Origin of the sequence: Metabacillus bambusae, from assembly GCF_017497975.1 — a bacterium.
GTDB lineage: Bacteria > Bacillota > Bacilli > Bacillales > Bacillaceae > Metabacillus > Metabacillus bambusae.
Window position 1 is genome coordinate 1 of record NZ_JAGDEL010000007.1, and the last position, 22,629, is coordinate 22,629.

Below are 22,629 nucleotides of genomic sequence, written 5' to 3' on the forward strand. Positions count from 1 at the left end.
AATCAATACATGTATTATTATAATCAAATACGAATTCAGGCAAAATTAAACTACCAGTCTCCAATAGAGTTTGGAGAACAAGTAGCTTAGGTGTTTTTTCTAAGTCTCATTTAGATGGGTCAGTTCACAATGCCAATGCTTTTTTTTGTTGTCTAGGAAATTATAAAATTCTTGTACTGTGGCTAAGCGCTTGGCATCCAGCTCCAGCGCCTAGCCCCTCTTGGGTCTACAGCCACTTAAGAATTGAAGGTAAAGAACACCTTCTATTCTTAAGCGTCTTATTTGCCCGAGGCTGTTCAAGGCGCTTGCGCTTTTGTTCTTTAATTCGTGTATAAGCTCGCCAATCAGATATAGTTCTAAAAAGCATAAGCTATCCCAAGAAGCTAACGTTTTTGTTCTTGTTTATGTAGCTTTAAAATGAACAACAGCACTGTAAAATCTTTTGCCTTCTTCAGAAACATACATCTGATGGGAGACAGAATGAACAGCCAATAAGATTGCTTGGTTATGAACAATTTGCTCATTAATCTTTTTTTCAAGCTCATTGATTGTAGTAGCTTCAAATATTTCAATTTTATCTTTAATAATATCAAGTTGAAAATTCATTATTCCACCTCAATCGTACACAGATTATGAATAAATTTTAACAAATGTTGAAGTGGATGAACAGGATTGAAAAGCATTTAATGATATATTTTCTAAAAATGATAGAATAATCTTTTTTCACCAAAGATTAGACGAACCTTGATTTAGGTGCATGAAATATGTACACTTCTATTTGGAGGCTTACTACAAATTTATTAGTAAAATAATGTACTGAGCAAATATATAAATGGATGACTGATTAGTCGAAATGTTGATACATAATGGAAAGGAATTGACATAATGAAGATTGCAATAATTGGAGCAATGGAAGAAGAAGTAACAATACTTAGAGACAAGTTAGAAAATCAAGAGCAAGACATTATTGCTGGCAGTGAATTTACAAAGGGGATCTATAAAGGTGTTGAGGTTATTTTATTAAAATCTGGCATTGGTAAAGTAAATGCAGCTATGAGTACAACATTGCTTTTAGATCGCTACAAACCTGATTATGTTATCAACACAGGGTCTGCAGGTGGATTCCATCCATCTTTAAACGTAGGTGATGTTGTCATTTCGACTGAAGTCAGACATAACGATGTTGATGTTACAGCTTTTGGCTATGAATACGGACAAGTTCCTGGATTGCCAGCAGCATACATACCTAACGAAATGCTTGTTGATGTGGCAGTGAAAAAGGCGGAAGAAATTAGTGATATCCAAGTAGCAAAAGGTTTAATTGTGACAGGAGACTCTTTCTTAAATGATCCTGTTAAAGTTGAATTCATCCGCAGTAAATTTAAAGATCTTTACGCAGGGGAAATGGAGGCAGCTGCTATCGCTCAAGTATGTCATCAATTTAATGTTTCGTTTGTTGTAATTAGGGCATTATCAGATATTGCTGGTAAAGAATCAAATGTATCATTTGATCAGTTTTTAGAACAGGCTGCTAAGCATTCAGCAGATTTAGTGTTGAAAATGATTGAAGCGATATAAGGAAGAGAGTTAGTTTGGAAGCTTATTAGGTCTGACTCGCTATAAGGGGTCAGACTGCTTAATTTAAACTTATGTCAAGGATGAAATATTTTACAACCCAATAGCCGCCCACTTGGTGAAATTTACATGGTTAATAGTCTTGTAGACTATGTTAAGGTGAATATATAACACATCAAGTAGGTGGGGTATGATATGAATAAAAAGAAACTACAAGCACTTATCGTTGATTTTAAGCAATATGCTTTTATTCTATTAGCTGTAAGTGTGTTTTTATATATAGGAGTTACATTACCTGATCAAGGTAAAGCAGAAATTTACGATAACGTTCTTATGATCACGACAATCTTATGTTTAATCAGTGCTTTTGTTTGTTTCAAAACATCCTTGAAGTTTAAAAAACAATTAGATCAAACTGAAGAGCATAAATAGAATATGGTTTTGTTATGAACGCTCCAAGTTAATTGGGGCGTTTTTTTTATGTCTAGGAAGTTATAAAATTTTTGTACTGTGGATAAGCGCTTGGCATCCAGCTTCAGCGCCTAGCCCCTCTTGGGTCTACAGCCGCTAAAGAATTGAAGGTAAAGAACACCTTCTATTCTTAAGCGGCTTATTTGCCCGAGGCTGTTCAAGGGGCTTGCGCTTTTGTTCTTAATTTTCAGAAAATAAAAACATTAACAAAACCAACAAAAACTATTTACAGATTTGGAAATTGTGGATATAATTACCAATAATAAGGAAATTAAAACTAAGGAGGTCGAAGAAGATGATCATGTCAATTACAACACAACCAACTACACGAAACATAAAAACTAAACATCTATTCGACCATTTTGGTGTATCCACCTTTTTATTTACTTGAGAAAGTAATTAGTTAAGTGAAATCACGCCACAGGTTGATTAGATCAGCTTGTGGCGTTTTATATGCAATATCAAAACGCCATAGGTTGCCCTGTGGCGTTTTTTTATACTTAAATTTCTTGTTACATTTTCAAGTATAAATATGTACTCCGTAAATAGGCGTACACATCCTCTACAGTTTTGGCAACCTAAGTTTTAGACATCAAGTGAGGTGCGAAATGCTTGTAAGGAGGTGATACACATGACGATCAACCTATTTTTTATTACATTGACTCTTTCAGTGTCAAAACGAAAAAATTCTAAAGAAGAATTTGAAAGAAATTTAGAAGTTCAAAAAAGAATGGAACAATCTAAAGAAAAAGTATTTATTGAATTTCATAACATGTAAGCAGGATGAAAAAAATAATTGGAGGCGATGACTATGTTGAGAATTGAACTTTTAGTACATTTAATTGTAGAGAAGGATTCTGCCTAGCTTATTTTGAAGGGTTAGTTAACAGTTTTAGCAAGAAAAAGCATATAAAAAGAGAAGAGTGCAACTCTTCTCTTTTTAATCACTTATTCCTTTTTACGATTTCTTTTTTCCTTTTCAGCACGGTAAAATTCATGAAACATCTTCATAAGCGCTCGCTTTTCGATTCTGGAAACATAGCTTCTTGAAATACCAAGTTCTTTTGCAATTTCTCGCTGAGTTTTTTCCTTTTTTAAATCTAATCCAAACCGGCCGACAATTACCTCTTTTTCTCTTCCATCTAAAATATCAATATATTCCTTTACTTTTTCTAACTCCATATTTAACTGGATAGTATCAATAACATCTTCATTCTCTGATTTCAGTACATCAATTAAGCTAATTTCATTTCCTTCTTTATCCTGGCCAATTGGATCATGTAAGGAAACATCTTTCTTTGTTTTCTTTAAAGCTCTTAAATGCATGAGGATTTCATTTTCTATACAACGAGCGGCATATGTTGCAAGTTTTGTACCCTTTCCCTGTGAATAGCTTTCAATTGCTTTTATCAATCCAATTGTACCAATTGAAATAAGATCTTCGGAGTCTTCCCCAGTGTTTTCAAATTTTTTTACGATGTGAGCAACGAGTCGCAAGTTATGTTCGATCAAAAGATTTCTCGCATACTCATCACCCTCTGACATAAGTCGCAAATATTTCTGCTCGTCAGTCGCAGACAAAGGCTGTGGGAAGGCATTATTTTTTACATAGGATACTAAGAACACTAATTCTTTTACGAAAAACCCTAGTGCTGTAATGAGCCCTGACATACCTCCACCTCCACTAAATCTTTATGTAGGCTAATGCCTATAAGTCATGTTTATGTGTGAGGAAGGTAGTTCGTGCATGTACAATGAAAGAAGATAAAATTCTAAGGGACTATTTTAAAGATTTATAGATTTTGGACATCGATATGACAAGAGCCTAAACGTTTATGGGGGAATGTTCATATTTATATGGTAAGCAAATAAATGAGGGAGGAATCAGTCATGTATAGTTATTCACCTTATAGTCCAGGTCCATATCCGTATTATCCAACCTATGGAGGCTTAGGTTATAGCTACTGGTATGCATTTATCGTTGTTTTGTTAATCTTATTGCTCGTTATTGGTGGGGGATATTATTATTATAATCATATTCGTTAATAGTCCTGAATGGTCCTTAGGCAAAATGCCTAGGACCATTCAAGCTTTATGAACAGAGTTAATTCATAAAATAATATAGTGGTGTATGTAAACAAATGTTATAATAACATTCACTAATTATATGATACATACTTGTCTTAAAGGAAATACTAAAACTGTAATCTTAAGGGATAAAAGTTTGATTAGATAAAAAACAAAAAAAAGAGCCGTTAAACGGCGAGTAATTTTAAGAAGAAGCCTTAAGTACATGTCCTAATGAACGGCGCTTTATTTCAATTTTAATTAGCTCTATAAAATCATCATGTAGTTTCATTTCAGTTGCTTTGAAATAAGATTCAATTAACAATTCGTCAGAAAGTTTACGCATGTATGATGGCCAACAAATTGGCTCTACACCTCCTAACATTTATTTCATCCCTTATTGGGATTTCCTAATATGTTATATTTTGTTATTGATTTAAATCTAACATGAATAAATTGATAGAACAACCGTTCTCTTATCCACAGATATTAGTGGATAAACTGTGGGTATATTGTTTATAAGGTGTAAAAAGTGAGGTATTTCAGAGGGGATAATGTGCATAATATTATCCACAACTGTTGAAGGAACTCGGAATTTGTCGAAAAGTTTTTATAATTATTCAAGCTTTTATGCATATAGTATAAGTTTCTTTTGAAAGTACGTGCTAAATTGGTTATGATGTAAGATGGCAAAAAAATGAATAATGAGGTGCTTAAACTCATGTTACGACTATTTTTACCTAGTGAATATGTCAAGAGTATTTTTCATATTTCACCGCAAAAATTAAAAGAGAGTGGTATTAAAGGAATCATTACAGATTTAGATAATACACTTGTCGAATGGGATCGACCGAATGCAACACCACAATTATTAGAGTGGTTTAAAGAGGTTAAAGAGCAAGGAATGGATATTACCATTGTTTCTAATAATAATGAAAAACGGGTAAAAGCATTTTCAGAGCCTCTTAATATCAAATTTATTCATAAGGCTAGAAAGCCAATGGGTCAAGCTTTTTTAAGAGCAGCTAAAAAGATGAACTTAAAAAAAGCTGAAGTTGTTGTCATTGGTGATCAGCTTTTAACAGATGTGTTAGGTGGTAATCGTACCGGCTTTCAAACGATATTAGTTGTTCCTGTCGCTTCTACAGATGGTTTCTTCACTAGAATTAACAGAAAAATCGAGCGAAGAATTATGGAAAGCTTAAAACGAAAAGGAATGCTTCAGTGGGAGGAGTAAAATCGTGTCAGAACAGCAATTTTCATGTATAGGGTGCGGTGTTTCCATACAAACAGAAGACCCGAAAAAACTTGGTTTTGCTCCTGAAAGTGCGTTAGAAAAAGATGATATTATTTGCCAACGCTGCTTTCGGTTGAAAAATTATAATGAAATACAAGATGTCTCATTAACAGATGATGACTTTTTAAAGATTTTACATGGCATTGGTGAAACAAATGGATTAATTGTAAAAATTGTTGATATCTTTGATTTTAACGGAAGTTGGCTCCAAGGAATTCAACGTTTTGTCGGAGGTAATCCAATTCTTTTAATCGGAAACAAAAGTGATATCTTACCAAAATCAGTCAAACATCAAAAACTAATTAATTGGATGAAAAGAGAGGCTAAGGAATTAGGCTTAAAACCAATTGATGTCTGCTTAGTTAGTTCTGCGAGGGGACATGGTATAAGAGAAGCTGCAGAGCTAATCGATATGTATCGAAATGGACAAGACGTGTATGTAGTCGGATGTACAAATGTTGGAAAGTCTACATTCATTAACCGAATGATCAAAGAAGTAGCCGGTGTAAATGATGTGATCACAACATCGCATTATCCTGGTACAACATTGGATTTAATTGAAATTCCACTTGAAAATGGTGCATCACTTTATGATACGCCTGGAATTATTAATCATCACCAAATGGCGCATTTTGTTGATAAGCAAGACTTGAAGCTATTAAGTCCTAAAAAGGAACTAAAGCCAAAGGTATTCCAATTAAATGAAAACCAAACATTATACTTTGGTGGACTTGCCAGGCTCGATTATGTAACAGGTGGAAGAGAGTCACTTGTTTGTTATATCCCTAATGAATTGACGATTCATCGTACTAAGAGAGAAAATGCCGATTCATTGTATGAAAAGCATGCGGGAGAAATGTTAACCCCGCCAAGAAAAGATGATATGGATACATTCCCTAAATTAATACCTCATGAATTTACGATCAAAGAAGGAAAAACAGATGTTGTTTTTTCTGGTTTAGGTTGGGTAACAATTAATAATCCTGGCAAAAAGATAGTTGCTTTTGCCCCTCAAGGAGTAAATGTAACACTAAGAAAATCGTTAATTTAAACGGGGAGAGGTCATATTATGGGGAACTTATATGGCGTAATTGGATGTCCAATTAATCATTCTATGTCACCTGACATCCATAACGATGCTTTTAAAGAAAAGAAAATAGATGGTTATTATCATGCTTTTCATGTGGAGCCTGATCAACTTGGTGAATCAGTCCAGGCGCTTAAGGTATTAGGGGTAAAAGGTTTTAATGTTACAATCCCTCATAAAATATCTATTATTCCTTATTTGGATGAGCTTGATGTAACAGCTAAAATTGCAGGCGCAGTAAATACAGTTGTTAATGTAAATGGACGATTAGTCGGACATAATACAGATGGTAATGGCTATGTCGACTCATTAACACAGGTTCTAATAAAACCAATACTTGAGCAAAAAATATTGATTATCGGTGCAGGTGGCGCCTCTAGAGGTATTTATTTTACGCTTGCACATCAAGGCTGCCGGGATATAGACCTATGTAATCGAACAGTTTCAAAAGCAGAAGAGCTTATAATGGAATGTCCTTATGAAAATACAAGTAAAGCCTTAACATTAGAAGATGCAGAACAGCAGCTGGAAAACTATGACATTATTATTCAAACGACAGCAGTAGGTTTGCACCCGAATATTGATCAGAAACCACTGTCTTTAAACCATGCGAAACAGTCAGTAGTCGTAAGTGATATTGTTTATAATCCAATAAAAACTGCGTTATTACAGGAAGCAGAAGAACGAGGTTTAACGATACATAACGGTGTTGGTATGTTTGTCCATCAGGCTGCACTTGCCTTCAAATTATGGACAGGTGTAGAACCATCTATAGAAAAAATGACAGAAATTGTATATGACAAACTAGGAGGTACAACATGTTAACTGGAAAACAAAAACGTTTTTTACGATCAGAAGCACATCACTTGAATCCAATTTTTCAAGTTGGCAAGGGTGGGGTAAATGAAAATATGATTAAGCAAATCTCAGAAGCGTTAGAAGCTCGTGAGCTTTTTAAAATATCTATATTGCAAAATTGTGAAGATAACAAAGATACAGTTGCTGAAACTTTAGTTAAAGGAACCGGTGCAGAACTTGTACAGATCATTGGCAACACAATCGTTTTATATAAAGAGTCTAAAGAAAATAAGCAGCTTCGTTTACCTAATTAATTGATTCCTGAGGAGGGATAAGAATGTCAAAAAAAATAGGGATTTTGGGGGGGACATTTGATCCGCCTCATTATGGCCATTTATTAATTGCTAGTGAGGTTTTACAAGCATTGCAATTATCTGAAATATGGTTTATGCCTAATCAAATTCCTCCTCATAAGCAGAAAGAAGACTTTACTGATAGTAAGCATCGTCTTAATATGTTAAAGCTTGCTACTAGTGAACAAGAACACTTTAAAATTGAAACGATCGAATTAGAACGAAAAGGTCCTTCCTTTACATATGACACTCTTTGTCTTTTACGCGAACAATTTCCTACTTATTCCTTTTACTTTATAATAGGAGCAGATATGATTGAGTATTTACCAAAATGGTATAAGGTTGACGAAGTCGTAAAATTAGTTACGTTTGTCGGAGTGAAACGACCTGGATATGAAACCAGTACGAAATATCCAATCACCGAGATTGAAATCCCACAATTTGACGTTTCTTCTACAATGCTGAGAAAACGGTTAAAAGTAAATAAAAATACTGCTTATCTTCTACCTGAAGATGTGAAAAGATATATAGAGGAGAATCGCTTATATGGAACGTGAAGCAGCATTAAAGATTGTGGCGGAGCAAATCACAGAACATCGTTATGTTCATACAATTGGTGTTATGGAAACCGCGATCCAATTGGCGCGACATTATGGGGAAGATCCAAAAAAAGCTGAGATAGCTGCGATTTTTCATGACTATGCAAAGTTTCGCCCGAAAGCAGAAATGAAGCAAATCATTGAAGAACAACAAATGTCAAAGCAATTGTTAGAACATAATAGTGAACTTTGGCATGCACCAGTTGGAGCCTACTTAGTTGAAAAAGAAGTTGGGATTACTGATCAAGATGTTTTAAGTGCGATTAAGTATCATACTTCTGGGCGACCAAATATGACGCTACTTGAAAAAATTATTTATGTGGCAGACTATATAGAGCCGGGTAGACATTTTCCTGGTGTTGAAGAGGTTAGGGAGCTTGCACAATCAGATCTTGACCTAGCACTAATAAAATCATTACAAAATACGATGATGTTTTTATTGAAAAAAAATCATGCAGTTTATCCTGATACATTTCAAACATACAATTCTTTAGTATTAACAGGAGGAAGATAAATTAATGGATAGAAGAGATATTTTAACAACAGTAGCAAAAGCAGCAGATAGCAAGCGTGCAGAGGATGTCATTGCACTTAATATGAACGGGATTTCCTTAATTGCAGATTTTTTTCTTATCTGTCATGGTAATTCAGACAAGCAGGTTCAAGCAATTGCAAGAGAAATAAAAGAACAAGCTGCAGAAATGGACATCCATGTAAAACGTTTAGAAGGTTTTGACGAAGCTCGTTGGGTGTTAATTGACCTTGGTGATGTCGTTGCACATGTGTTTCATAAAGATGAACGGAGCTATTATAATCTAGAACGTTTATGGGGAGATGCTCCTATTGAGGATTTAACAAGTGAGTTAAATCAATGATCTACCAAGGCTTTGCCTATATTTATGATAAGCTTATGAAAGATGCACCGTATGATAAATGGGTAACGTTCATTAATGAGTCCATTTCAACACATAGTCCCCAGGCCAAAAAGATTTTAGATGTTGGCTGTGGAACTGGAGAAATTGCCATCCGTTTGGCAAAACAACAGCTTGATGTTACAGGTGTGGATATAAGTGAGGATATGCTGACTGTTGCTCAATCAAAGGTAGACGAGAGTAAAGTGGATGTTTTATTTCTTCGGCAAGATATGAGAGAGCTCGATGGTTTTGCAGAACAGTTTGATGTGGTAACAATATGTTGTGATTCGTTAAATTATTTAGAGACGAATGATGACGTGCAAGCTACATTTCATGCAGTTTATAATCAGCTAAAGACTCGAGGATTATTTATTTTTGATGTTCATTCCCTTCATAAAATACACAATATTTTTGTGGGTGCGACCTTTACTGACCAAGATGAAGATGTCAGCCTTATTTGGAATTCCTATGCTGCTGAAGAATCGAACAGTGTGGAGCATGACATGTCCTTTTTTGTAAAGCGTGATGAACTATATGAGCGCTACGATGAGCTTCATTATCAAAGAACATACACGATTGAAGAATATACATCATTGCTCGAAGCAGCTTCTTTTGAAGTTATAAAAGTATGCGGTGATTTTCGCTTTGAAGAATCACCAACCTCGACATCTGAACGGTTGTTTTTCATTGCTAGGAAAAAAGAATAAGCTTAAAAGGTGGATCCCCTTAGGGATTCACCTTTTAAGTTTAGATAGAAAAACAGACGGATAAACCGTCTGTAATTAGAAAAAGGAGTATAAAATTTGACAATATTTTTAGGTCTATTAGCAGGAAAATGAGTAAGCTCTATTGAATTATTTATGAGGAATTTTATTAAATTGCACAGAAACTTCTTCAATATCTTCATAATACTTTTCATGTGTTACTTGAAATACCTTTGCAAACATATCGCCAACTTCTTCTTCAAGCACCTTAATTCCCTTTCCTGTTATGCCCCCTTTCACGCAAACCTTATCCTGGAGTGTTGGGAGTGTGTAAATTTCTGTTTCGAGTAATTTACCCATGCCAATGATCATTTCGCTAACTAAAAGAACAGCCTGGTCTTTAGTGATGTTTGTTTCTGCAACAGCACCGTCTACAAATTTCTGAAGCAAATAGCTAAAAAAAGCCGGTCCACAACTTACAATATCTGATGAAACCCTCGTAATATCATCCTCAATTTGAACAGGGTTTGAAATTTGTTCAAACAGTTCCTCGAGAGTTCTTTTCGTATCTTTATGACATGAATTACCATAAGTAATTAACGACACTCCGGAAAATGCACGATTTGTAATACTTGGAATTGCTCGTGCAACTTGGCAACCTACAAGTGATTCAAGCTGTTCTACACTTATTGGGCTAGTAATCGATAGTAAACATTTATTTGGTGTTAAAAGATGGTTAAGTTTTTTTAAAAGGGGGTGTATATCTAATGGCTTTACACAAATAAATATTAAATCTGAGCGTTTAACCACTTCTTCTGCCGAATCCAGTACATTTGTTTCCAGGTAAATATTTTGAATTGCTTCTGCCTTAGCTTTTGTTCGATTTGTCATATAAATGAATGAGGGTCTAATTGCACCCGACTCGATAAAGGATTCTATTAAAATTCTTCCCATATTCCCTGTTCCAACAAAACCTACATTCAAAGTATATCCCCTCCTTAGAATGCATATCACTCATACACAATATGTTACAAACTAGCTATTTATGATTATTTAAAAAGGAGTGAAGTGAATGAGTATTTTTCAAAAATACAAAAAATGGATAATGGTTATATCCATTTTATTAGCTTTAATTGGATTTTATTATTATTTTGTAAAGGATTCCGGTTCTTCAGAGATTATTAGTGTCCATGAAGAAGAGGATCCCCTTACTTTAGTGGGAATGGAAGAAACAGCTACCGAGATAAAAAATAACGAAGAGGAGGAAAAGTCTATAGTGGTTATTGATATAAAAGGTGCAATAAACAAGCCAGGTGTTTATGAATTAGAAACTGGTGCAAGAGTACACCAGCTAATTGATTTAGCAGGCGGATTAAAAAAAGATGCGGATGAGTTGGCTATTAATTTAGCGGCTTCTTTGGAAGATGGCATGGTTATTTATATTCCTAAAAAGGGTGAAGTAACCGATAATCAATTTACGATACCTGCAGGACAAGAGGGAAGTGATGCTAAAGACAAAATAAATATTAATTTAGCAACAAGTGAAGAACTCCAAACACTAACAGGTATCGGGCCGTCAAAGGCAGAGGCGATTATTACGTTCCGAGATGAAAATGGACCTTTTACGTCCCCAGAAGGTTTATTGGAAGTGTCCGGGATAGGTGAGAAGTCATTAGAAAAAATTAAAGAAGAAATCACAATAAAATAAAATTTTTCTAGTGATTGTAGGTTTAAATCTTCTAGTATTAGCAAGGATTATGCATATTTGATAATGTTTTTTCTTTTAAAATCCAAAAATAATAAATTGACGACTATTCAGTATTCTCGATACACTTAAGGAAGAAAATTGTCGAGTGGGGGAGTTTTAGTGAGTCGTATTTCTTGGAATCAATATTTTATGTCACAAAGTCACTTATTAGCTTTAAGGAGTACTTGTACAAGATTAGCAGTTGGGGCAACAATTGTTCGTGATAAACGAATTATCGCAGGCGGATATAATGGTTCGATTGCTGGTGGTGTTCATTGCTCTGATGAAGGTTGTTATGTCATCGATAATCATTGTGTTCGAACAATTCACGCTGAAATGAATGCTTTGCTTCAATGCGCGAAATTTGGTGTACCAACTCAAGGTGCAGAAATATATGTTACACATTTTCCGTGCCTACAATGCTGTAAGGCCCTTATTCAAGGTGGGATAAAAAAGGTTTATTATGCAGTTGACTACAAAAATCATCCATATGCAGTAGAACTTTTTAAACAAGCGAATGTTAAGGTTGAGCACGTGTCACTTGATAAATCACTAGACGTTGAAAAAAATCAAGAAAAACATGAATTTATTTCAAGTTTACTAGACAAGCTTGCAAAAACAGATATCGATGAAGAGGTGCTAAAAGCACTCTATAAAAAAGCTGATTTACTGTTTTCATAATAATTGAGTAAGGCTGACTCGTTTTCTTAATTCTAGGCTCTGTTTGACTTGGTTGTTGATTTCCGCTGAAGGCGTTCGCTTTCCGCGGACAGTCCGGAAGCCTCCGCGGTGCTTTGCACCTGCATGAGTCTCCCTGGGACTCGCATACTCGCATGAGTCTCACACCTTACGCTCTAATCAACAAAGTGTCAAAATAAACAGTGAGCTTTAACATAGCCTAATTCTATATTAAGTAATCATTTGATCAGCCTTACATATGGATAAAGGCAGGTGTTTCATTTATTGAAAGGAAAGCTACAATTCCTAGTTATTTCTGCTTGTTTTTCAATCATGATGTGTCGTTTTCACTTCCATCCCTTTCTAATTTTCACCACAATTATCTTCCTCATTTTCCTTTTTATCAAAAAGAAACAATCTCTCTTTTTACTTTCCCTAGCGACAATCCTTCTCTTTATTTTTGTCTACTCGTTTACAGAACATCTTAATAAATCTGCATTGAATCAAGGTTTATATACGGTAAATGGAATTTTTTCATCAATTCCTATTATTGATGGAAATCAATTTAGAGGCTATATCGAAACTAGTCATGGTGAAAAGCTTACTATTTTCTATATAATTAATTCTTTAGAGGAGAAGCAAGCTCTTTATAAGATTAACCCCGGGACCGTTTGTCGTTTTACAGGGGTATTAGAAATGCCCAAATCACCAACTATGCCAAATGCCTTTGATTATAAACAGTATCTACATGATCAACATATTCATTGGCAATATCAGATTGATGAGATTGAACAATGTAAAGGAGGTAAAAAGGATTGGCTATTCTTTTTATTAGAAATTAGAAAAAATGGTTTATCCTTTATTGAGAAGCATTTTCCAAATTCATCAGTTGGAATTGTGCAAGCACTAATTTTTGGTGAAAGAAATTTAATTGATAAGGACCTAGACATGGCTTATCAAGAGCTTGGAATTGTTCATTTACTTGCAATTTCTGGATCACATATAGGATTATTGGCTAGTGGTTTTTATTACATATTGATCTATTGTGGAATCACTCATGAAAGGGCAAGAATTATTTTGATTGTATTGTTACCAATATATATGATTCTTACAGGTGCTACTCATCTGTCGTTAGAGCATCCTTTATGATGGTTCTTTACCTATTAATAAAGATTTTCAAAAAAAATGTCTCTTCACTAGATGTTATTAGCTTCACATTTTTAGTTCTCCTTTTTATAAATCCATACTATTTGTTTCAAGTAGGGTTTCAGTTGTCTTACGTAGTAAGCTTTGGTTTACTTCTTTCATTTGGCATTGTTGAACACTATTATAGTTGGTTTACTAAATTAACAGTTGTTTCGATTATTGCCCAACTATGTGCGATGCCATTATTACTTTTTCATTTCTACGAAATATCCCTTATTAGTTTACCGATGAATATGATATTTGTGCCACTTTATTCGTTCGTTATTTTACCTTTTTCCATTTTAGCTACACTAGTAGTTGCAGTTTCACCCTCTATTGGACTGCCTATTGTAAATTTGTTTAGTGAAATGCTTCAGCTAACTCATCAAATCGTTTTATTTGCATCGTCAATTCCTTATACAACCTTTATAACAGGTAAGCCTGCTCTCTTATTAACGATAGGATTAATCTGCTCCACGTTTTATTTGTTTTTTCAATTTGAGCGTTACCATAGTATATATTTGCTAATTCGTCCTGCAGTTTTTATCATTTTTGTATTAATCATTCAAGCTGCCCTTCCATATTTAAATCCTTACGGAAAGGTATTAATCATTGATGTAGGCCAAGGGGATTCAATTTTTATTCAACGCCCTTTTAATAAAGGTAGTTATTTAATTGATACAGGAGGAAGGATTTCATTTCCGAAGAAAGCATGGGAAGAATCAAGTAACCCTTATTCGATTGTTGAAAAAATAACTGTGCCGTATTTAAAATCAATTGGTATAACTAAACTTGATGCTCTGTTTTTAACACATGGTGATATGGATCATATAGGCGAGGCTTTACCGTTAATGAAAGAGGTTAAAATAAAAGAATTGATTATTCCAGAGGGGTTTGTAAGAGGGGAGTTAGAAGATAAAATCATTCAAGAAGCAAAGAAAAAAATGATGAAGATAAAAGCGGTAAAGGCTGGGGATCGAGTGACTTTTCAAGATTTTTCTTTTTATGTCGTATCTCCGAGCACTCTTACTGAAAGTAAGAATGACGATTCATTAGTTCTATGGGCAGAGCTAGGTGGTCTGAAATGGCTATTAACTGAGGATGCAGAAATAGAAGGTGAGGAAAAGATGATCGAAATGTACCCAACATTAAAAGCTGATATTTTAAAAGTGGGACATCATGGAAGTAAAGGATCCACTTCAGATCTTCTACTTGATCATATTAAGCCCTCAATTGCACTCGTATCAGCAGGGGATAATAACCGTTATCAGCATCCACATTCCGAGGTTCTTGAAAAGTTATCAACACGAAATATTGCTTTGTTTCGAACAGATCTACATGGAGCAATTTTATATCATTTTAAAGGAAATAGCGGAACCTTTTCTACCCATCCTCCATACGATGAAGTATATAAACAAAGCTGAAACGACTTGATCCTCCTCGGGAATGAACAATTGTTGTTCTTTACCTCATTCATGAGGGTGAATACTTGGCATCTACTTACTATTTATTGAAATTGTAGGCACGAAAAAGAGACTACTCTATATAGCAGTCTCTATGTAAGAATACAACTTATGAGCCAATTAAGCTAATAACAGTCGCAATAATGAAAATTATCGCGAAAAAACCAAATGAAGCAGCGAAACCAACTCCGGAATCTATGGCATCATTACGTTTGCTTTGAACACTCTTTTCAAATTCGTTCACTGTTACCCCTCCTATATCATACTTAGTATAAGCGATTCATATAAAAAAATCTACATCATGATCATATGTTCTTTAACAATACAGGATCATATTTCCATCTTTGCTAGAAAAGACAACAAATAATCCGCTTGACATTGGCTAAACTAGAAATTAAATTGCGGTATCGTTTCGAATTAGGTTACCTAGGCCCTAAAACGGAACGTTCACATAGATAAGAGGGAATTGAATGAGTGACATATTCAATTCCCTTATCAATTAATCTAATCGTTTTCCACTTGCCAAACCTTTGTTTTCATTTTAGGATTAAATGAAGTGAATCGACGATTGGAGAACAAAAAAATGATTTTTAATGTATGGAACGATATTAAAAAAAAGAAATTACACTCTACTTATTTATTAATTGGGAAAGAAGCATTTCTAATGCAAGAGACAGTACAGTTAATTGTAAATGCTTCTCTAATGGAAGAGGAAAAAGACTTTAATTTGTCTGTTTATGATATGGAAGAAACATCGATTGAAACAGCTATAGAGGATGCAGAAACCCTTCCTTTTATGGGGGAAAAACGTGTAATTATATTGGAAAATCCTGTCTTTTTAACAAGTGAGAAGAAAAAGGAAAAAATTGAACATCGAATTGAAAAACTTGAGCAATATATGAACTCTCCAGCACCATATACAATTCTTATTTTTCTTGCGCCATATGAAAAGCTTGATGAACGGAAGAAAATAACAAAGCTTATAAAGAAGCAATCTGTTTTACTTGAGATGAAGACACTTTCAGATGATGAGACAATAAAGTGGATTACCGACATTGCTGAACAAGAAGCTATCTATTTTTCAAAAGAAGCGATGGAAGAGCTTATGTTATTAACTGCTGGAGATTTAATGATAATGCACCAAGAACTAAAAAAACTTAGTACATATGTAGGTGAAGGTGGATCGATTACACCTGAAACTGTTAGGTTGCTTGTTGCAAGGTCGTTGGAACAAAATATTTTTGATTTAATAGATCATGTCATCCATCGAAGAAGTAAAGAAGCTTTACAAATTTTTTATGATTTATTAAAAAATAATGAGGAACCAATAAAAATTCTGTCCCTGTTGGTGAATCAATTTAGATTGATATTACAGGCGAAAGAGCTGGCAAATACTGGTTACGGACAACAACAAATTGCAACAACTGTCAAGGTACATCCTTTTCGAGTTAAATTAGCCTTGCAGCAAGCGAGATTATTTAAAGCAGAGGAGTTAGCACATATTTTAATGGATCTTGCAGAGGTTGATTATGAAATGAAAACTGGAAAAAAGGAGAAACAACTATTATTAGAATTGTTTTTGCTAAAGTTATTCCAGAAATAATGGGTACATAAAAAACGATCCTTTGCGGGATCGTTTTTTATGTACAAGATCTATGCAAAAAAGTAAAAAAACTAAGGCATTAGCTATCTTTGCTGGGCCTTAGTTTTCTTATGATTATGCAGATAATCCGTTAACACTTTTAGCTAAACGAGATTTGTATCGTGCAGCAGCGTTCTTATGAACTAAACCGCTTTGTGCAGCTTTATCAATTCGTTTGTTTGCTTCAACAAGTGCAGCTTTAGCATTTTCAGCATCATTGTTTACAACTAATGCATCTACTTTTTTAATAGCAGTACGCATTGCAGATTTAATTGTTGCATTATGTGCATTACGCTCATTGCTAGTTTTTACGCGTTTGATAGCAGATTTAATATTTGGCATATCTTTCACCTCCTAAGAAGTAAATCGAGATCTATTTTACTCGACCATTTCCTTTACATGAACAAAAGATATTCTATCAAACGACCACTCATATTGCAATACTAATGTAAAGGAAAATCCATTGAAACGATGTATTTACCCAAATATTTTTCATTTACATACTTTTAATCGCTATTTACGTTCTAAAATTAGAATATTTCATACAATTGTACCCTGAAAATAACTATGTTTAACATTACCATTCGCTCCAATCCACTCCCTTTCCGCGGACGATCTGCCAAGCCTCCTCGGGCTAAAGCCCTGTGGTCTCGGCTAGCTCGATATCCGCCAGTAGTGTCGTGGATTTCCGCTCATTCTATATAGTAATCATTTTTCATACTCCATGGTGCAAATATAAATTAGCATAGGGGTCTCTGTTAAACTTGGTTGCTGATTTCCGCTGAGGAGTTCGCTTTCCGCGGGCGGCCGGGAGCCATCTCAGTGCTTTGCACCTGCATGAGTCTCCCTTGGACTCGCACTCCCGCAGGAGTCTCACGCATTACGCTGCTCCAATCACCAAGCGCCAAAATCAAATGTGAGCTTCAACTGAGCCTTTTAAGTTTTTCGATTTCCTGACAAAAAAGAGATCTAAAGAATGTTTCCTTGAATAAATGGCAAACATACTTAGTAGGAACAAATTGGGAGGTATTTTTATGGGAAAGTCTTTAGACTTAAGTAAATATTCCGTACGGACGGATTTGGCTGTTGAAGCAAGAGCAATGGCACTTGAACAAACAGAGACAAAGGGTAAATCAACAGAAGATTCGAGTAACATAGCTGGTGTGATAGTGAAAGAATGGGAAGAAGAGGGGATAGGTATTTCTTTTTTAGAAATAAAGGATGAAGGATCTAAACTCGTTGGTAAAAAGCCAGGGAGATATCTTACCTTAGAAACACAAGGGATTCGCCAAAAGGATTCTGAGCTGCAAGAAATTGTTGTTGATGTCTTTGCAAAACAATTTAGTCAGTTTTTAACTGATTTGAATATTCCAAAGGATGCAAGTTGTTTAGTTGTTGGCTTAGGAAACTGGAATGTTACACCTGATGCCTTAGGTCCACTTGCAGTTGAGAATTTATTGATTACAAGGCACCTATTTAAATTGCAGCCTGAAAATGTTGAAGAAGGGTTCCGACCAGTTAGTGCAATCGCACCAGGTGTTATGGGAATTACAGGTATTGAAACAAGCGATATTATTTCTGGTGTGATTGAACAGTCGAAGCCAGATTTTGTGATTGCGATCGATGCATTAGCAGCACGGTCACTCGAACGTGTTAATACAACCATACAAATTTCGGACACAGGAATTCACCCAGGTTCAGGAGTCGGAAATAAAAGAAAGGCTTTGAGTCAAGAAACATTTGGGATTCCGGTTATTGCGATTGGGATACCGACTGTTGTCGATGCTGTTTCTATCACAAGTGACACGATAGATTTTATTTTAAAACACTTTGGTAGAGAAATAAAAGAAGGTGATAAACCTTCTAGATCACTTACTCCAGCTGGAATGAGTTTTGGAGAGAAACGTGTTTTGACAGATGAGGATATGCCTAGTGAAGAACAGCGTAAACAATTTTTAGGGATTGTTGGTGGTCTTGAGGATGATGAAAAGCGTATGTTCATCCATGAGGTCCTCTCACCATTAGGTCATAATTTAATGGTTACGCCAAAAGAGGTTGATACGTTTATTGATGATATGGCAAATGTGATAGCTAGTGGATTAAATACTGCTCTTCACCAACAGGTCGACCAAGGTAATTCGGGAGCATATACTCACTAATTTAACGAATAAGCCCTATTGAGCCACAATTAAAAGTGTAAAAAATGCTATAAGTTTTACTCTAATATGTCTGCAAAATGTAAAACCTAAAATACTTAATTGGAATAGTCGAATCTTGCTAATAAGTTTTTAAAGTTCGACCCTTCCTTCATACAGAAGGTTCTACTTCCTTATTCTTGTTCATACAAATTAGTAGACAAGCTTAAGGAGGATTAAAGTAAATGAAGCGTTCTAATACTAGTCGTAATATGATCGTCACTTTAAATGGGACAAGCATAAAAAAAGGGATCGTTCTAAGCTTCATTGTCCTTTTAATGACGTTTTTACTTTCTGGTGTCTTAACATCACTAAAACCAGAGTATCGCTTAAACTCTTCGTCAATAAATGATCTAACAAAAAATATTGATAGTGAGGCGTTCTTGCAATTATTAGGAGCGGAAAATCGATTTTTCATTTCTGCCCTTCCGGATCAAACGGAACCAATTAAGTTATCTTCCATCTTGTTCAAAGTAGCTACCAGTATCAACCCAGATGATCCACGAAGTCTTTTAGGCCGTGAATTGCCTGGATTTTCACTTTATGACAGTGAAATCGTTGTTGCGGGTAATGGGACAAACTATACAAATATGCCCTATGAATCACCGCCACCGACTGAAGTTTTAGAGCAAGAAAGGGAAGCATCAATTAATAAAAATGATGTTGTAAATCCAAGTGATGAGGAGCCTAAAGCCCCACCTACTTTAACGACTGGTGATAAAAAAGTAGTTTATATTTATAACACACATAATACAGAATCTTATTTGCCGCTTTTAGAGGGTGAAACTGACCCAAATAGTGCGGTTCACTCTGAGGCAAATGTAACGATTGTTAGTGAGCTTTTAGGTAAGGAATTACAAAGTGCAGGTATTGGATCACAAATAGAGTCAACTGATATTCAACAGAATGTTAAACAGAAGGGCTGGAATTACGCAAAGTCGTATAAAGCTTCAAGAACAATTGTTGAAAGTGCGATGGCTACTAACCAAGATATTAAATATTTAATAGACATTCATCGTGATTCTCAAAGAAAAGGTGTAACAACTATAAAAATTAATAACAAATCTTTTGCAAAGATTGCTTTTGTTATTGGTGGGGATAACCCGAACGCGGAAAAAAATGAGCAACTTGCTAAAGAATTACATGCATTATTGGATAAAAAGTATCCAGGTCTAAGTCGCGGTATTTTTGAACAAAAAGGAAAAGGTGTTAATGGTGTCTATAATCAGGATCTTTCAAATAATGCCATTCTCCTTGAATTTGGCGGTGTTGACAATAATCTAGAAGAACTCAAAAACACTGTAGCGGCAGTTTCGGATGTCTTTAGCGAATACTTCTGGCAAGCTGAAAAGGTAGATGGCAATGCAGAAAGTGAAAAAAAGTAAACAAATTGTGAGGGAAGCAAGATGGTAAAATTCATGCTTAAATGCTTTGTTCTAAGCTCAGTCCTACTGTTTGGGGTCCTAATCGGAATGCAGCAAGCAAACCAAGGGATGTTAAAAATGAAAGGCTATAACGATCCTGAACTACAGGGTGCTTTTCAAGTAGAAAGTGAACAAACAGGTGATGTTGAAGCATCTATTCTTGGAAATAAAGTAACAAGTCAAGACCTCCAAGAAAAACAAGAACAGCTAGAACAAATTGAAGCATTTAACTTCTTCTCTCAAATTGGTAAACAATTTGCATCTATTGTAAGTAATGGTGTGTCAACTCTCGTTGAATCATTTGCAGAGTGGATAAATGGATTTTTAAGGTGAAAATTAAGCTGGCAAGAATTAAGCTATCTTCTGCAAAAGATAACGCTTATTCTGTCAGCTTTTCTTCTTTTTAAAAACCATGTCATAATGAATGATCACTGACTATGGATAATCAATATTTCAATCAAATCAATGTCCAGTTTATAGTGGCTGATTTTTTTATCCATTGAATGTTGAAATCTCAATTGCTATAATGAGAAATAGTGTATTTGTAAGCTATGTAGGAGTGAAGACATAAAATGAATAGAGAAGAAAAGTTAATAAGACAATCGAGAATTCGTAATTTCTCGATCATTGCCCATATTGATCACGGTAAATCTACTCTAGCAGATCGTATATTAGAAAAAACATCTGCTTTAACACAACGTGAAATGAAAAACCAATTATTAGATTCTATGGATTTGGAACGAGAACGCGGTATTACAATTAAGCTAAATGCCGTTCAATTAAAATATAGAGCCAAAGATGGAGAAGATTATACGTTTCATTTAATCGATACTCCGGGGCATGTTGACTTTACTTATGAAGTTTCTCGAAGTCTTGCAGCTTGTGAAGGTGCTGTTTTAGTTGTCGATGCTGCACAAGGTATTGAAGCACAAACACTTGCAAATGTATACTTAGCTCTTGATAATGATTTAGAAATTTTACCGGTTATTAATAAGATTGATTTGCCAAGTGCTGACCCTGAGCGTGTTCGAAACGAAATCGAAGAGGTTATCGGGCTTGATGCTTCAGAGGCTGTATTAGCATCAGCTAAGGCAGGAATAGGGATTGAAGAGATCCTCGAGCAGGTCGTTGAAAAAGTTCCTGCTCCAGAAGGCGACCCTGAAGGCCCATTAAAAGCACTTATTTTTGACTCCATTTATGATGCTTACCGCGGTGTAGTTGCCTATATCCGTATAGTTGAAGGAACGGTTAAAGTTGGTCAAAAGATCAAAATGATGGCAACGGGTAAGGAATTTGAGGTTACAGAACTAGGGGTATTTACTCCAAAGCCTGTCCAGCTTAAGGAATTAAATGTTGGGGATGTTGGTTTCTTATCAGCTGCGATTAAAAACGTAGGTGATACCCGTGTTGGTGATACGATTACGGACGCGAAAAATAGAGCAACAGAAGCACTTCCAGGCTATCGTAAACTTAATCCAATGGTTTTCTGTGGTCTTTATCCAATTGATACAGCGAAATACAATGATTTACGTGAAGCACTAGAGAAGCTGGAGCTTAACGATGCATCTCTACAATTTGAGCCAGAAACGTCTCAAGCATTAGGCTTTGGTTTCCGCTGTGGATTCTTAGGATTATTACACATGGAAATCATTCAGGAACGCATCGAGCGGGAATTTAAAATTGACTTAATTACAACAGCTCCAAGTGTAATTTACGATGTGCATTTAACAGATGGTGAATCACTAAAAGTTGATAATCCATCGAACATGCCTGATCCACAAAAAATTGATCACGTTGAAGAGCCTTACGTTAAAGCCGCTATTATGGTCCCGAATGATTATGTTGGTGCTGTAATGGAGCTTTGTCAGAAAAAACGTGGTATCTTCCTTGATATGCAATACTTGGACGAGATACGAGTGAACATTAATTATGAAATTCCATTATCGGAAATTGTTTATGATTTCTTCGATCAATTAAAATCCAATACAAAAGGCTATGCATCCTTTGATTATGAGTTAATTGGTTACAAACAATCTACTTTAGTGAAAATGGATATTTTATTAAATGCAGAAAAAATTGATGCATTGTCGTTTATCGTTCATCGTGATTCTGCATATGACCGTGGTAAGATTATTGTTGAAAAGCTGAAGGAATTGATTCCTCGCCAACAGTTTGAGGTACCAATACAAGCAGCAATTGGACAGAAAATAGTTGCTAGATCGACGATCAAAGCAATGCGTAAAAATGTACTTGCGAAATGTTACGGTGGCGATATCTCACGTAAACGTAAGTTGTTAGAGAAGCAAAAAGAAGGTAAAAAGCGGATGAAGATGGTTGGTTCTGTTGAAGTACCACAGGAAGCATTTATGGCTGTATTGCGGATGGATGAGAACTAAGTTCTATGTTCATACATCGCTAAACAGGCGACCA

At 35.2% G+C, this 22,629-nt stretch carries 27 protein-coding genes; 21 read left to right on the forward strand and 6 right to left on the reverse strand.

Annotated features, from left to right (window positions below):
- Window positions 1-402: 402 nt before the first annotated feature.
- Entirely contained in the window at window positions 403-606 is a 204-nt protein-coding gene (locus I7822_RS11190; protein WP_207978074.1) for a DUF2536 family protein, read from the reverse strand.
- A 279-nt stretch (window positions 607-885) separates the two neighbouring features.
- Between I7822_RS11190 and mtnN the strand changes: the two genes are divergently transcribed.
- From mtnN to I7822_RS11205, 3 genes are all read left to right on the forward strand, one after another.
- On the forward strand, window positions 886-1,578 hold the full coding sequence (mtnN, locus tag I7822_RS11195; RefSeq protein WP_207978079.1) for a 5'-methylthioadenosine/S-adenosylhomocysteine nucleosidase: 693 nt from the start codon (window positions 886-888) through the stop codon (window positions 1,576-1,578).
- Window positions 1,579-1,770: 192 nt separating this feature from the next.
- On the forward strand, window positions 1,771-2,007 hold the full coding sequence (locus tag I7822_RS11200) for a YrhC family protein (RefSeq protein ID WP_207978081.1): 237 nt from the start codon (window positions 1,771-1,773) through the stop codon (window positions 2,005-2,007).
- 670 nt (window positions 2,008-2,677) lie between these two features.
- The gene (locus I7822_RS11205; RefSeq protein WP_207978083.1) at window positions 2,678-2,824 is read left to right on the forward strand and encodes a YrzI family small protein; all 147 of its coding nucleotides are present in this window, start codon (window positions 2,678-2,680) and stop codon (window positions 2,822-2,824) included.
- A gap of 170 nt (window positions 2,825-2,994) precedes the next feature.
- On the opposite strand, the gene sigK is transcribed toward I7822_RS11205, so the two are convergent.
- Window positions 2,995-3,717 (reverse strand): RNA polymerase sporulation sigma factor SigK, encoded by a 723-nt coding sequence (gene sigK / locus I7822_RS11210; RefSeq protein ID WP_066334573.1) that lies wholly within the window; start codon window positions 3,715-3,717, stop codon window positions 2,995-2,997.
- A 219-nt stretch (window positions 3,718-3,936) separates the two neighbouring features.
- On the opposite strand from sigK, the gene I7822_RS11215 reads away from it, so the two are divergent.
- Complete coding sequence (locus I7822_RS11215) at window positions 3,937-4,092, forward strand: hypothetical protein (RefSeq protein WP_207978085.1); 156 nt, start codon at window positions 3,937-3,939, stop codon at window positions 4,090-4,092.
- Window positions 4,093-4,318: 226 nt separating this feature from the next.
- Here the strand turns inward: I7822_RS11215 and I7822_RS11220 are convergent, their stop codons facing one another.
- Window positions 4,319-4,459, reverse strand: a complete 141-nt coding sequence (locus I7822_RS11220) for a sporulation histidine kinase inhibitor Sda (RefSeq protein ID WP_207978451.1) — start codon at window positions 4,457-4,459, stop codon at window positions 4,319-4,321.
- Between the two features lie 375 nt (window positions 4,460-4,834).
- Between I7822_RS11220 and I7822_RS11225 the strand changes: the two genes are divergently transcribed.
- Genes I7822_RS11225 through I7822_RS11260 form a run of 8 tightly spaced genes read left to right on the forward strand, consistent with a single transcriptional unit; the run spans window position 4,835 to window position 9,868 of the window.
- Window positions 4,835-5,350 carry a YqeG family HAD IIIA-type phosphatase gene (locus I7822_RS11225; RefSeq protein WP_372442147.1) on the forward strand — a complete coding sequence of 172 codons (516 nt, stop codon included), beginning with the start codon at window positions 4,835-4,837 and terminating at the stop codon, window positions 5,348-5,350.
- A gap of 4 nt (window positions 5,351-5,354) precedes the next feature.
- Window positions 5,355-6,461 carry a ribosome biogenesis GTPase YqeH gene (gene yqeH, locus I7822_RS11230; RefSeq protein WP_207978089.1) on the forward strand — a complete coding sequence of 369 codons (1,107 nt, stop codon included), beginning with the start codon at window positions 5,355-5,357 and terminating at the stop codon, window positions 6,459-6,461.
- An 18-nt stretch (window positions 6,462-6,479) separates the two neighbouring features.
- A complete protein-coding gene (gene aroE / locus I7822_RS11235) occupies window positions 6,480-7,322 on the forward strand; it encodes a shikimate dehydrogenase (RefSeq protein ID WP_207978091.1) in 843 nt (280 codons plus the stop codon).
- A complete protein-coding gene (gene yhbY, locus I7822_RS11240) occupies window positions 7,316-7,609 on the forward strand; it encodes a ribosome assembly RNA-binding protein YhbY (protein ID WP_066334591.1) in 294 nt (97 codons plus the stop codon). The genes aroE and yhbY overlap by 7 nt, the downstream gene beginning before the upstream one ends.
- A 23-nt stretch (window positions 7,610-7,632) precedes the next feature.
- Window positions 7,633-8,205, forward strand: coding sequence for a nicotinate-nucleotide adenylyltransferase (locus I7822_RS11245; RefSeq protein WP_207978093.1), 573 nt, complete (start codon window positions 7,633-7,635; stop codon window positions 8,203-8,205).
- Complete coding sequence (yqeK, locus tag I7822_RS11250; protein WP_207978095.1) at window positions 8,195-8,761, forward strand: bis(5'-nucleosyl)-tetraphosphatase (symmetrical) YqeK; 567 nt, start codon at window positions 8,195-8,197, stop codon at window positions 8,759-8,761. Before I7822_RS11245 ends, yqeK begins: the two co-directional genes overlap by 11 nt.
- 4 nt (window positions 8,762-8,765) lie before the next feature.
- Window positions 8,766-9,122 carry a ribosome silencing factor gene (gene rsfS, locus I7822_RS11255; RefSeq protein ID WP_207978102.1) on the forward strand — a complete coding sequence of 119 codons (357 nt, stop codon included), beginning with the start codon at window positions 8,766-8,768 and terminating at the stop codon, window positions 9,120-9,122.
- Window positions 9,119-9,868 carry a class I SAM-dependent DNA methyltransferase gene (locus tag I7822_RS11260; RefSeq protein WP_207978104.1) on the forward strand — a complete coding sequence of 250 codons (750 nt, stop codon included), beginning with the start codon at window positions 9,119-9,121 and terminating at the stop codon, window positions 9,866-9,868. Before rsfS ends, I7822_RS11260 begins: the two co-directional genes overlap by 4 nt.
- A gap of 147 nt (window positions 9,869-10,015) precedes the next feature.
- Here the strand turns inward: I7822_RS11260 and comER are convergent, their stop codons facing one another.
- On the reverse strand, window positions 10,016-10,849 hold the full coding sequence (comER, locus tag I7822_RS11265; RefSeq protein ID WP_207978106.1) for a late competence protein ComER: 834 nt from the start codon (window positions 10,847-10,849) through the stop codon (window positions 10,016-10,018).
- Between the two features lie 88 nt (window positions 10,850-10,937).
- Here comER and I7822_RS11270 point away from each other — a divergent pair, with 88 nt between their 5' ends.
- The 4 genes from I7822_RS11270 to I7822_RS30230 all read left to right on the forward strand — a co-directional run bounded on the left by I7822_RS11270 (window position 10,938) and on the right by I7822_RS30230 (window position 14,899).
- A complete protein-coding gene (locus I7822_RS11270) occupies window positions 10,938-11,573 on the forward strand; it encodes a helix-hairpin-helix domain-containing protein (RefSeq protein WP_207978108.1) in 636 nt (211 codons plus the stop codon).
- Window positions 11,574-11,732: 159 nt separating this feature from the next.
- On the forward strand, window positions 11,733-12,293 hold the full coding sequence (locus I7822_RS11275) for a ComE operon protein 2 (protein WP_207978110.1): 561 nt from the start codon (window positions 11,733-11,735) through the stop codon (window positions 12,291-12,293).
- Between the two features lie 282 nt (window positions 12,294-12,575).
- Window positions 12,576-13,439 carry a ComEC/Rec2 family competence protein gene (locus I7822_RS30225; RefSeq protein ID WP_207978117.1) on the forward strand — a complete coding sequence of 288 codons (864 nt, stop codon included), beginning with the start codon at window positions 12,576-12,578 and terminating at the stop codon, window positions 13,437-13,439.
- Entirely contained in the window at window positions 13,439-14,899 is a 1,461-nt protein-coding gene (locus I7822_RS30230; RefSeq protein WP_279381955.1) for a DNA internalization-related competence protein ComEC/Rec2, read from the forward strand. Before I7822_RS30225 ends, I7822_RS30230 begins: the two co-directional genes overlap by 1 nt.
- 148 nt (window positions 14,900-15,047) lie before the next feature.
- Here the strand turns inward: I7822_RS30230 and I7822_RS11290 are convergent, their stop codons facing one another.
- Window positions 15,048-15,182: a YqzM family protein gene (locus I7822_RS11290; protein ID WP_207978122.1), complete on the reverse strand. Its 135-nt coding sequence runs from the start codon at window positions 15,180-15,182 to the stop codon at window positions 15,048-15,050.
- Window positions 15,183-15,521: 339 nt separating this feature from the next.
- On the opposite strand from I7822_RS11290, the gene holA reads away from it, so the two are divergent.
- Entirely contained in the window at window positions 15,522-16,541 is a 1,020-nt protein-coding gene (gene holA, locus I7822_RS11295) for a DNA polymerase III subunit delta (RefSeq protein WP_207978124.1), read from the forward strand.
- 114 nt (window positions 16,542-16,655) lie between these two features.
- Here the strand turns inward: holA and rpsT are convergent, their stop codons facing one another.
- Complete coding sequence (gene rpsT / locus I7822_RS11300; protein WP_207978125.1) at window positions 16,656-16,922, reverse strand: 30S ribosomal protein S20; 267 nt, start codon at window positions 16,920-16,922, stop codon at window positions 16,656-16,658.
- 692 nt (window positions 16,923-17,614) lie between these two features.
- On the opposite strand from rpsT, the gene gpr reads away from it, so the two are divergent.
- The 4 genes from gpr (at window position 17,615) to lepA (ending at window position 22,595) form a co-directional block, all read left to right on the forward strand.
- On the forward strand, window positions 17,615-18,739 hold the full coding sequence (gene gpr / locus I7822_RS11305) for a GPR endopeptidase (protein WP_207978127.1): 1,125 nt from the start codon (window positions 17,615-17,617) through the stop codon (window positions 18,737-18,739).
- A gap of 221 nt (window positions 18,740-18,960) precedes the next feature.
- On the forward strand, window positions 18,961-20,160 hold the full coding sequence (gene spoIIP, locus I7822_RS11310) for a stage II sporulation protein P (RefSeq protein ID WP_207978129.1): 1,200 nt from the start codon (window positions 18,961-18,963) through the stop codon (window positions 20,158-20,160).
- Window positions 20,161-20,181: 21 nt separating this feature from the next.
- Window positions 20,182-20,532 carry a YqxA family protein gene (locus tag I7822_RS11315; protein WP_207978131.1) on the forward strand — a complete coding sequence of 117 codons (351 nt, stop codon included), beginning with the start codon at window positions 20,182-20,184 and terminating at the stop codon, window positions 20,530-20,532.
- Window positions 20,533-20,771: 239 nt separating this feature from the next.
- On the forward strand, window positions 20,772-22,595 hold the full coding sequence (gene lepA, locus I7822_RS11320) for a translation elongation factor 4 (protein WP_207978133.1): 1,824 nt from the start codon (window positions 20,772-20,774) through the stop codon (window positions 22,593-22,595).
- Window positions 22,596-22,629: the final 34 nt, after the last annotated feature.